This window comes from Desulfotomaculum sp. OF05-3 (assembly GCF_003435535.1).
In the GTDB taxonomy this organism is placed as follows: Bacteria; Bacillota; Clostridia; order Lachnospirales; family Lachnospiraceae; genus Pilosibacter; species Pilosibacter fragilis.
Map to the genome: position 1 here is coordinate 1 of NZ_QWGO01000051.1, position 10,930 is coordinate 10,930.

Consider the following 10,930-nt stretch of genomic DNA (forward strand, 5'->3'; position numbering starts at 1 on the left):
CGGACAAGTGGTGTAAAAGTACCCGTAATATTCAACATACCATATCATCATTTTTGCTATACAATGCATAATAGCCTATTTTCTGGCGACCAACAGCCTCATTAAATCCTGCCAGCGATTCAATTGTGTATGGAGATAATTGTTCATTGACCGCCTGCGCCGCCCTAATCAAAAGGTCCCGATTGTCTGGCTTCGCCGCCTCATGGTATAGCGCTTTTTGACGTTCTTTGCTAATCCCTCTATCTTCCCAGCTTAAGTCTCTCGTCCGCATTACGTTCTTCTCCCCTATATTCTCCTGCTGCCATCTCAAGATCAGCAGCAGGAGTCTTCTTCTATCGCTGTCCTCCTGTTACAAGTCTCACGCTTCCGCGGTTGTTTTCTGCATCAATTACGGGTTTCAATACTCGCCCAAGCTGCGCCAGATTGCCCTCGAAACGAATCACGATCTGTTGACTACCGCCGGACATTCCACTTTCCATCAATGCCTCCAAAAGCGCCTGTTTCATCGTACTCAGAGGTGAAACGACCTCCGTCTCCCGCTTGTTATCGCCTAGGATCGCCGCAAACTCCCCGGCGCGTGGCGGGACCACAGTTCCGGATGCCAATTTCGGCAGATGGACCCGCGGAACATCTACGTTACCGATATGCAGTCCACCAACGATCGGCACCTCATCCGGAATCCCCGAAAGCAGATCATTGATACCGTTGATGATCCCGTTAATTCCAGATTCAACCAAAGATATTATGCCATTCACAATATTGACTACCGTGCTTGCGAGAGTCCTTATGATAGTCTCTATACCGCTCACAACGCCTCCGAAAATCTTTTTGATTCCTTCCCAGGCTTTCTCCCAATCTCCGGTAAAAACTCCGCTCAGGAACTCTATAAGGCCTCGGAACACTGTAATAACCGAATTGATAAAGTCTATCGTTCCTGCTACCCAGCCCGATGTAACCGTCAGGACGCTCTTTAATATAGCCGCTATTGTCGGTCCCAGAAGATCAACAAACCAGCCAATCACCTGTGCTATCCCTCTGCTGTAGATCAAATTGATCAGATTTATCATGTCTGTAATAAATCCATTGAAATTCGAAAGAAATGGTCGGATGTGCTGCTGCCATAGCATGTCTACAACTTCCATAAAGGTGTCCCACACCGGTTTTAAGACTTTTTCCCATACGTGCTCAAAGATATCACATGTAGCGTTCCACGCGTCCTGCATTCCCTGCGAGAGCTTTTCCCAGTTTGCTGCCATCCATATGGCTGCCGCTACCACGCCGCCGATTGCAACAAGCAGAGGTCCTCCCAGTGCGCTTACAAGGACAGTAATTGCTTCCAGTGCTCCACCACTGCCTATCATTGCCGCCACGACTGCCGCGATATTTCCGACAACCTCCAAAAGTGCGGCAGCAAACGGTATCAGTTTCCAAGCTGCGAATGCTGTGATGATAGACGCGCCGATCACATCGACAACAGCCTGGTTTTCCGAGATTACGTCAAAAACACTTGCCAGCATTTTCATAAGTGCCGGAAGACCACTTTGCAGTAAATAACTGAACATTGGAAGGATAATTCCAGAATATAATTTTTCAAGGAATGTTCCGATCGACCGGATCAGACCTCCGCTCGCCCCGAGTAGGACATTGACCCCTTCCAATAACGGAGATAAATTGAGTGCAGCACTCCACCGAACGGTAGCTTGAACGATCCCAGAGATGAAACTTAACATTATTTGTAAAATGTTAGCGATATTCTGAATGATAGATGTTCCTAACTCGTTCATATCCCATGCATTTCGAAGACTCTCCGTTATATTTCCGAGAACATCCATAATTCCCTGTACGATCTGCAGAACGGTTTCTGCCATTCTTTCTCCAGAGCCGTTTGTCCAGACCTCCATCATGCTGCTTCCTACACTTTTAGCGAGTGCTGACAACTTTGAAAACGCTCTCTTAGCCGATTCGATGGTCGTCTGTCCTTCTTTGATCCAGGCATTTTTAAGCGGCTGAAAAATGGTTCCCAGTATTTCTTTTATACGACTTGCCATTTTCTGAATTTTCTCTTCTATAGCAGTCGTTTCAAACATATCTGCCGGCTTTGTATCACTGCCGCCCGAGCCGCTGCCGGAGTCTTTTCCCTTCGAACCGATCTGCTCAATCGTGTCAAATGATGCGAGGCTCTTCTCAGCTTTTTTTGCCGCGGATCCAGTTTTCTTTAACGATGCCGCATAATCTTCCTGCACTTTCGTAGCTTTTATAAACGTGCTCTGGCCGGTGAGGGCCGCAAAAAGCTGTGCCACAGCCGTTGCAGCGGACGTTAATAGGCCGATAAGATAATTCAATGCCGGAGCTACTGCGGTAAGAATCGGGGCAAACGCTGTTGCAAGTGCGTTCTTAAGCTGGGTCAACGATGCCATAAGTCCGGAAACTGCTCGATTTGTGCTGTCTGAATACTGCATAATATTTTTCATTCCATCGGTTACAGCACCGCGGATGCGGTTGAAAAGAGCAAACAGCGACCGGATACCAAACGCATAGCTGAACATCTTTTTAAATCCCACATTGGTTTTGTTTACCGACTGTGCCAGACGGTCTCCCGAACGCGCCGTGGTCTTTTCCTCTTCTCCTACCGTTCTCATGAGCTTAGACGTTGATTTCGCTATTTCAGAAAGTCTCTGTAAAACTGTTGACGTCTTGCTTCCTGCCGTCGATATCTCTTTTAAGGGCTCGTTCGCTCCAGATCCCTTAATTTTTTTCAGACCTTCTGCCACCTGCTCTCCCGTTTGTGCAACATCTTTCAGCGCTCCTGCTGCCTTTTCTCCAGCCGGATCCATTTGGTTTAAAACCATACCAGCGGAGCTTCCGTAACGCTTAACTGCATCCGAATAGTTCCTGATATCCGCCGCTGCACTTCCAAACACAGCCTCCATCGCTCCAGGATCGTAGCCAAAACTGCTCGTCCGTTCAAACGAGGATTTGATCTTTTCACCTGTCTTTTCTGCACTGTCAGCTACCCTTTCAAACTCTTTCTGTAAGCGGCGTTCACCATTCGCTATGCCATCGGTATTGATTTTGGTGTCAATGATAATTGATCCATCACTGTTCATATGTCACCACCTAACATAAAAAGGCCGGCAATCTCCTTCTCAAGAGACTACCGGCACCATTTTGCCTTTTGCAAATACCACTTTATTTGCTCTTCGTATATACGATTTTTCTCGTTACTTCAAGAACTACCACATCATCTTTCCGCTGTTTGATCTCTGCCGTATTTCCACGTTCAAGGATCTCTTTGATAATCTTCTCCATGTATGTATCCAACCCTAAATATCTCCCGTCTTGGCAGCAGAGGTCTTATGAATGCCCTTTGAATCTCTATATGCATCCGCATACCGTTTTACACGCTCCTTGCTCGCTTCCTCGACTTCTTCGCTGATGACTCCGAGTGCCGCCTCCATAAACGCTTCAACCAACAGCTTCTGTTCCTTTCCGACTACTGCCAGCGGTGACTGTCCGGCGAATACCGCGTCATATACATCTGAGTTGAAAATATAATTCAGTTCCGCTCTGATGAATTCGTTAAACTTTTCCAGCTCATTGCTGGCCTGCTCCAGAGTAAACATCTCATCTTCAGACGCGGTCCCATCTGCTTTAAGTCCAACATCCTTCAGCTTTTTCTTTTCTCCGCGGATATCATCTAACGCCTTGCGGAATCTCTGGAGAATGTCTGCATCAGTCGGATTAAACCGGATCACACGTTCCGGATCATCATTGATCGTAAATTCCTTATACCCAGTCTCAAAATTAATGCTCTTCATCGGCTTCCTTCTCCTTTTCCTCGTAATATTCTAACTCACGTTCGTTTTCCTTGATCTGCTCCTTCAACTTTTTACCGCGTTCACCAAACCCTTTCAGTGTTTCCGCCATTGCAAGAGCTACAACTTTTGCCACGCTCTTTTCATTTTTATTTTTCATTCTCGTGTCCTCCATTTATTGCCTCATAAATTGCAGCGAGTTCGCAAATAATCGCAAAAAGCATTCCGCTAAGACAAATCATACTGATCATCTCGTCCTCTCCTCTATCATCAAATCTCACTTGGCACAGACTTGAAAAGTTTCTTCTGGCTCTTACCAACAGCCTCACCGACTTTTGCAATTGCATTTAAAACCCGCCGTTTATCCTCCGGCGTGAACTCGTATCTCATTTTTCGCGATAGTGTACCTTCTGAAATTCCCAGCTCATCTGCAACCTGCCATTGCGCCACACCGTTTTTCTGCATTTCTTCACGTATAGATTCGTTATTCACTGCAACAGCTCCTTTCATTGTCGTTGTTGTTGATGTCAGTGTAACATTTTTTTTAAGAACACGTATCCCCACATTTTCGGTATATTCAACACGTAGACACACCATCAGGCGAGTCCTATAGCAGCGAAAATCGTCTCTAATCATGCAGATAATGCCCCGCTATTACACTGATACGGTTATGTCCGAGATACCGGGACACCTGCTGCATAGCAATCTTGTCGTATACCACTCCAGCCCGATCACACCGACACACATACCGTTCTGACTTAGGCAAAGCAGACACCGGCCGCGCCAACCGCTTATACCATGCCGAGGCATAATCGGCCCGGTAACTATGTATATCAGCGTGACTGGATACATGCGACCAGACCTTACCGGCTCCAGCAGCCAAACAGCAACGTACTACTGTGTCCTCATAATCCGGCAGTACCGGAACATCACGGTATTTCCCGCCTTTGCCTTTGATGTGAACCAGATAATAGCCGTCCTCCCGGTGCTCTAACTGACTTCCACGAACCACCTGGAGCTCCTTTCGATTTCTGAGCCCAGATCCTCTGCAAAACTCCACCAAATCACGATTACAATCCTCCGAAAAATGGATATCGGAAACCTTTCGCCCTCTCGATCGGGTGATGTCCGCACGTCTTCGGGGAGCTGTCCTGATACCGAGATCATCCACGCTGCAGCAGTACGTCTTTGCGATGGCCGCCGCGATCAGCTTAAGTGTTGACGGGGCATAACCGGCAGCAGTCAAGACCTGGATATATTCCGCAGCGTACCCCTTCGCCTTTTTCAGGCTCCGGACACCATGCTGATCTTTCACCCATCTGACGAAGTCACAGGAATGCCTCAGATAGACCCTGTAGGTCTCCCAGGAATAGATCCGCGGCACTTGGCATCCATTTAACCTGTCGTTTCTTTTGCTGCATCCAATCGCAAGCTGTGAGTCCAGGGTATCCTGCACCTGGCGGATCAGCGAGGTTCTTTTGTTTCTTTTTCTCACCACAATCCTCCTCTCCTGGTCATTGCCCCGCCGATGATCGCGTAGGCAGTATGGGGTATTTTCTAATTCCCCATTTTTGCGGATAACACTTTTTGGTCTGTTTAAGATATCACAGCCAATTTTTACGCCGCGGCCAGCGGTCCGGACAGGCAATAGTCCTCCTTGCAGGGTCAACAGGTTACATCTGCAACAGGATCCAGCGCATATAGCGCGCGAATATGGGATAGCTGGATGCATCCGGCAGCAGTTGCACCGATGCAATAATGGAGCTACAGAGGAAAGCTCCGGGATCTCTCGTTGTAGATTTGCGGTTCCAGTTATTGGCCGCACGATCGGATAATGAAATAAATCAATCAAAAAGAGATCCCGTCATAGTCAGTGACTGGAATCTCTGTACTCAATACCTATATCTTTTTTCACTATCAGTATGTGGATGGATCCGTCTCGAAAGAGACGAAAAAACACTCAGAATGAGCATTCTGTAGATTTTTATGAAACAAAAAAGGTCACTACACCCATATAGATGTGGCGACCTAATAATCCCAAAACAAAATTGACACTAAACAATACATTGGTATAATAACACATCGGTCATAATTTGTAAAAGTCTAAACACATTATTTGTGAAGGTAAACCGCTATCACCGTTTACAAATCCATAAAACGGCCTTTGTAAACGGACAGCTCCTCCCCTACTGCCCAATTAGGCCGATGATGACCAAAAAGTGTTATCCGCAAAAATATATATTTCGCCATCGTAAAAAAATATTTTCATAGCAATTTTGTACTCTTATGATTCCATAATTGATCTCATAAATTCTTTCGTTTCCCTCTCCGCGATATTATGGCGAATTCGTTCTTCTGGCATCGGTAATGGGATCGTCATCTTTTCGATTCTTTCTGTAATCCGATCATCGCCACTTAATTTTACCATCTCACAGTTGCTGGTAAAGATCACCGGCTTTCTCTCCCGATACCTGTAATCGATTAACCGAAAGATTGCCTCGTTAATCCATGCCTGTCCACCATCGTGAGCACCAATATCATCCAAAACCAAAAGCCGACATGCGTAAAGCCCATCCAGTGTCTGCAGATCAGACACATCTTTACTCTTAACCAGTTCAATAAAATCCGGCAACGTGATGAACTTCATCGAGAACGGGCGTCTTGCCGTGATCTCATTTGCCAGAATACACGCCAAAAATGTCTTGCCTGATCCTTTACATTTTGAATAAATATAAAGTCCTCGACCAGACTTTTCGAATTCTGCAAATCGTTCCACAAATGCATCAACGGTCCTCTTCTGCATTTTAATATCATCGCGGTACAACGTCCAATCAAATGATTCTCTTGTTTTCCCCATATACTCTGATGGCATCATACTTCTCAAAATCCTTGTAGACGGATCTTGATTATATGCAGATTCGCTCCCTAACGGCATCATAAATGGCTGCGTATATCCGTAACCAGGTACGGAGCAGGTTACTAAAAGACAGCGTTTTCCATTCTCTCCAATTGTTTTAATGTCCGTCACCGTCCCCTGCACCTGGCATGAATTGTTTATAGAAATCTGAAGCTGGTCTCCTATTCTCATCATCTTCGTCCTCCTTCGCTGTCTGGGTCCGTTTTATGTAATCGTTACCTTGGTCTTGTGCCCGATTTAACCAACCGTTTATAAAAGATGTAATTCCTCTCCGTGTTTTTCTTCTTTCCGGGTTTGATTCGCACCATGCTACCATCTTTTTTAATTCACTTTCAACAGCAACAGCCGGATATGCTGACTTCCAAATTTCTAACTTATCCACGGGAACATCATAAAAGCTCTTATCTTTTAAAATCATTTTAATTCCCGTGCATGACGGTACAGATGAATTTCTGTCTGATACAAGTTTTTTCAAATCACTCGATACTTCTTCGGCATCGTTACATGAATTAACCTGTTCTTTACTATCCTCATCTATACTATACTGGGTATCCATTCGGTCTACCACCGGTATACCATCGGTAGACCGAATGTATTTTCCATTTATGATTGTTAAGCCTTTTAATTCTTCCCCATAAACTGTTGGTGTATGGCGATCACTTCTCAAATAATTATTCTGCTTCCAATGTGTTATTACGACCAGACCTTCTCCCAGCAAAAGGACATAACCTCGTGCGATTAAAATCCTCAAGTCATCTGATGAACAGTTGACTAATTTGGTAATTTTTCGAGGAGATGATACAAACCCATCATCGTCTGCACGCATCCCCAAATGAAAGTACAGACACTGAGAGGATGCAGGCATGTCCATAAACTGATCCGTATCCACCACAGTAAGAGAAAACATTCTGCGATTTGCCATTGCACATTCACCTTCTTCATCAATACTCTATAATTTCAAACCTCTTGTTCGCCGTTCAAGAAATTTATAAATTTTTCTTCGTTTATAAGAACTTTTCTTCCCGCTGTAATGTGAACGACCTTTTTCTCCAAACATAATTTTCTAATGTAATAATAAGAAAGTCCCGTCTTCTTTGCCGCTTCCTTAATCGTTACCATTGTAGGAATTGCCATTCTCTTTCCGCTCCCTTCTCTTTCCATTCATCCCAACGCCCGCCCGGCTAATTGAATAGATTAATACTCGTCTGCAAGGATCTCTGTCACGTCAACGCCAAGTGCACGCGCAATGCGCCCCATCGTTCCCGTCCTAACCGGATGACCAGTGATTACTTTATTTACTGTGGGACGCGGCATACTGGCCGCTTCTGTCAACTCAGCCGCATTCATGCAAGATCTCGCCATTGCAAGCTCAAGCTTTTTTCTATCTGCTTTCATCGCTTTCTCCTCCTTGTTACTTTTGTATCTATTCTACCCGATACATATGTATCTGTCAAGATATTTTTTATACTTTTGTATCTATACAAGTTATAAAAAATATGTTATTGTATCCATATAAGGAGGTTTACTTATGCTCGAACTGCGAAAACTTCGATTAGAAAAAGGGCTTACACAGGCAGAATTAGCTAAAAAAGCTGGCGTTTCAGAAATTTCCATCCGAAAATATGAAGACGGAAGCCGAAACCCTAAGATTCAAACTCTCATTAAGCTGGCAGACGTACTTCAGGTATCACTGTCTGAATTACAATACGGTATCCTACCAGATGATATTTCTAATACAAGAAAAATCGTTTTTGATAATGTTGTCGATGAAGATCATCCGCTTAACATAATTCTAAAAAAAATAGAAAATGGGCAAGCTTTATCTTCCGAAGAGAGTAAGATGTTTAAAGAATACAGAGTGAAGGGGTTATCAAGCCTACAACAGTACTTAGAAATTTTTCCAGAAAGACTCAAGGAATCTTTATCCAGTTATTATTCATTACTGAATGATGATGGGAAAAAAGAGGCTGATCGGCAAATACAGGAAACACTCGAAAAAATAATCGCCCAAGCTACCAACCAGGCAACTGATGAACTTATGACAAAAATTCAGTTGATCAGCAGAATACCAGAATATCAGAAGTCATTTAAAGATTAATTACGTTTTTATTACCTCGACATTATAATATACTTACCCGGGAAGCCGGGGGACGCGCTGCACCCGCTCCGAGCCTGTCGGAGGTGGTGCTTATGAGTACATATGAGGAATTACAGCTCATCGTGTCAGTCGCTATGCTGATCGTTGCAATTCTTGCTTATACCCATAAAAAATAGCCGTCCTGACCCTGCAAAAGTCGACGGCTATTTTTTAGTTTAGATATTTCGCCGGGGCGGGGAGGTAGTGGCTCCCTTCCGGCTTTCCTGTTAAGTATATTATATGTCTTCCCATATCGTTTGTCAATGTTACGTTCCATTCATCCCAAAGCCCGCCCGGCCCACCATGAAAGGAAGGTAATTATGGCATCTATTAAAAAAACTGGAGATAACTCATATCAGATTACAGTCAGCTGCGGCTACGACAGTGCTGGAAAGAAGATCCGGAGAAAGACCACTTACAAGCCTGAGCTGCTGACAACAAAGGGGAATCCAAAAAGCGAGGCATCCATAGAAAAAGACGTTGTTGCGTTCGCCGCTGACTTTGAACGCAAGGTATTAACCGGACAGTATACCGCCGGTCATACCATGACATTCGAAAAATACGCTGGTAAGTACCTGACTGAGTGCGCCGAAGAAACACAGGCTCCCAGAACCTTACAGTCTACACGGTCAGCCGTCGCGGAATTTATCGACGCTTTTGGCTATATGGCTCTTGAGAATCTCACGCCGCTCTACCTGCAGGAATATGTGAACGGTCTTCTGAAACGTAAAAAGACAGGCGGATCCGGCGTTACACTCTCCTATGGCACCGTTAAGAGAAAAGCTGCTGTATTGTCTGCCATGCTCTCGCAGGCCGTCCGTTGGAACCTTTTAAACACAAATCCAATGGCTCGCGTACAGATTAAAAAACAGACCACAGGATCCGCGCCGCAAGGTCCCAAGTGTTTCACCCAGGAGCAGGCTGAAAAATTCCTGCTGCTGCTTGACAACGTTCAAACATACGCATACGGTTCGAGATCCCGGATCGATACTGCTGGTAAAATCTATCAGGTCAGTGAGTACCAGAGCGCAAGGACCGTTGCTCTCCAGATGAAGTTTCTTTTCTATCTGGCGATGTTTACCGGCTGCCGTCGCGGGGAACTGCTGGCACTTCAATGGTCTGATCTGGATTTTGATAAAGGTTCCGTCAGTATTTCAAAATCCTTATGTTATGCAGATGGGAAAAAAATCATCAAGCCAACTAAGACAAATCATGATCGCACCATCTCCATTCCGCAGATAGTTGTAACACTCGGCAAACAGTGGAAGTACGAACAGAACCTCTATCGCCTCTCTATCGGCTCACAGTGGATCAACGAGGATAACGTGTTTATTCGTTGGAATGGAGACAGTATGGGGCTTGATACCCCGTACAAAGCCTTTCATCGTATCCTCAAGCATTACAATGCAACCAGGCAGCAGGACGAACCGGCGCTTCCTCTGATCCCTTTCCACGGTCTGAGGCATACTGCTGCCACGCTCCTGATCGCGAATGGTGTTAATATCCGCACTGTCTCCGGAAGACTCGGACACACCAACACTAGTACCACGCTGAATATCTACAGCCACGCTCTGGAAGAGTTTGACCGGAAAGCCTCTGATGTTCTGGCCGATACTTTAATGAAAAAAGCATAGTGTTAAAATTCTGGTCCCCAAACAGTCCCTTGAGACAGCAAAAGCCGCCCATTTCGGACAGCTTTCATCTTCTTATAAAACAACAAAAACCCTTGATTCACAAGGGTTTTATCAGTAAGCTCCCGGCCGGACTCGAACCGGCGACCTACGCATTACGAATGCGTTGCTCTACCAACTGAGCCACGGAAGCACCTTTAAAAAATGCTGCTGCATAACGCAACAGCAAGTGACCTGTCCGGGAATCGAACCCGGGTTTACGCCGTGAGAGGGCGTCGTCTTGACCGCTTGACCAACAGGCCTTAGTATTTAAGTAAGTCGAGGCGACAAGATTCGAACTTGCGACCTCTGCGTCCCGAACGCAGCGCTCTACCAAACTGAGCCACGCCTCGTCTCGATTACGTACGTAAGTATAATATAGATTTATGAA

The 10,930-nt window shown here is 45.3% G+C and carries 13 protein-coding genes and 3 tRNA genes; 2 read left to right on the top strand and 14 right to left on the bottom strand.

Going from position 1 to position 10,930, the window contains the following annotated elements; translation table 11 throughout:
• Nucleotides 1–31: 31 nt before the first annotated feature.
• From DXA87_RS16400 to DXA87_RS16440, 11 genes are all read right to left on the bottom strand, one after another.
• Nucleotides 32–271 carry a hypothetical protein gene (locus DXA87_RS16400; RefSeq protein WP_147326539.1) on the bottom strand — a complete coding sequence of 80 codons (240 nt, stop codon included), beginning with the start codon at nucleotides 269–271 and terminating at the stop codon, nucleotides 32–34.
• A gap of 61 nt (nucleotides 272–332) precedes the next feature.
• A complete protein-coding gene (locus DXA87_RS16405) occupies nucleotides 333–3,107 on the bottom strand; it encodes a hypothetical protein (RefSeq protein ID WP_117505375.1) in 2,775 nt (924 codons plus the stop codon).
• An 82-nt stretch (nucleotides 3,108–3,189) separates the two neighbouring features.
• Nucleotides 3,190–3,321, bottom strand: coding sequence for a hypothetical protein (locus DXA87_RS18670; RefSeq protein ID WP_279219123.1), 132 nt, complete (start codon nucleotides 3,319–3,321; stop codon nucleotides 3,190–3,192).
• Between the two features lie 2 nt (nucleotides 3,322–3,323).
• Nucleotides 3,324–3,818, bottom strand: a complete 495-nt coding sequence (locus DXA87_RS16410; protein WP_117505377.1) for a hypothetical protein — start codon at nucleotides 3,816–3,818, stop codon at nucleotides 3,324–3,326.
• On the bottom strand, nucleotides 3,805–3,975 hold the full coding sequence (locus tag DXA87_RS18060) for a hypothetical protein (protein WP_158553096.1): 171 nt from the start codon (nucleotides 3,973–3,975) through the stop codon (nucleotides 3,805–3,807). Before DXA87_RS18060 ends, DXA87_RS16410 begins: the two co-directional genes overlap by 14 nt.
• A gap of 110 nt (nucleotides 3,976–4,085) precedes the next feature.
• On the bottom strand, nucleotides 4,086–4,451 hold the full coding sequence (locus DXA87_RS16415; RefSeq protein ID WP_117505379.1) for a hypothetical protein: 366 nt from the start codon (nucleotides 4,449–4,451) through the stop codon (nucleotides 4,086–4,088).
• Nucleotides 4,444–5,310 (bottom strand): hypothetical protein, encoded by an 867-nt coding sequence (locus DXA87_RS16420; protein WP_118298465.1) that lies wholly within the window; start codon nucleotides 5,308–5,310, stop codon nucleotides 4,444–4,446. The genes DXA87_RS16415 and DXA87_RS16420 overlap by 8 nt, the downstream gene beginning before the upstream one ends.
• A gap of 789 nt (nucleotides 5,311–6,099) precedes the next feature.
• Nucleotides 6,100–6,906, bottom strand: coding sequence for an ATP-binding protein (locus DXA87_RS16425; protein ID WP_117505383.1), 807 nt, complete (start codon nucleotides 6,904–6,906; stop codon nucleotides 6,100–6,102).
• The gene (locus DXA87_RS16430) at nucleotides 6,830–7,654 is read right to left on the bottom strand and encodes a hypothetical protein (protein ID WP_117505385.1); all 825 of its coding nucleotides are present in this window, start codon (nucleotides 7,652–7,654) and stop codon (nucleotides 6,830–6,832) included. The genes DXA87_RS16425 and DXA87_RS16430 overlap by 77 nt, the downstream gene beginning before the upstream one ends.
• Nucleotides 7,655–7,689: 35 nt before the next feature.
• Entirely contained in the window at nucleotides 7,690–7,893 is a 204-nt protein-coding gene (locus DXA87_RS16435) for an excisionase family DNA-binding protein (RefSeq protein ID WP_242998127.1), read from the bottom strand.
• Nucleotides 7,894–7,926: 33 nt separating this feature from the next.
• The gene (locus DXA87_RS16440) at nucleotides 7,927–8,127 is read right to left on the bottom strand and encodes a helix-turn-helix transcriptional regulator (RefSeq protein ID WP_117505389.1); all 201 of its coding nucleotides are present in this window, start codon (nucleotides 8,125–8,127) and stop codon (nucleotides 7,927–7,929) included.
• A 133-nt stretch (nucleotides 8,128–8,260) separates the two neighbouring features.
• On the opposite strand from DXA87_RS16440, the gene DXA87_RS16445 reads away from it, so the two are divergent.
• Nucleotides 8,261–8,830 (top strand): helix-turn-helix transcriptional regulator, encoded by a 570-nt coding sequence (locus DXA87_RS16445; protein WP_117505392.1) that lies wholly within the window; start codon nucleotides 8,261–8,263, stop codon nucleotides 8,828–8,830.
• 359 nt (nucleotides 8,831–9,189) lie between these two features.
• Entirely contained in the window at nucleotides 9,190–10,503 is a 1,314-nt protein-coding gene (locus DXA87_RS16450) for a tyrosine-type recombinase/integrase (RefSeq protein WP_158553097.1), read from the top strand.
• A gap of 117 nt (nucleotides 10,504–10,620) precedes the next feature.
• Here the strand turns inward: DXA87_RS16450 and DXA87_RS16455 are convergent.
• From DXA87_RS16455 to DXA87_RS16465, 3 genes are all read right to left on the bottom strand, one after another.
• Nucleotides 10,621–10,693: transfer RNA gene (locus DXA87_RS16455), tRNA-Thr, on the bottom strand.
• Between the two features lie 37 nt (nucleotides 10,694–10,730).
• A tRNA-Glu gene (locus tag DXA87_RS16460) sits at nucleotides 10,731–10,802 on the bottom strand.
• Nucleotides 10,803–10,818: 16 nt separating this feature from the next.
• A tRNA-Pro gene (locus tag DXA87_RS16465) sits at nucleotides 10,819–10,892 on the bottom strand.
• Nucleotides 10,893–10,930: the final 38 nt, after the last annotated feature.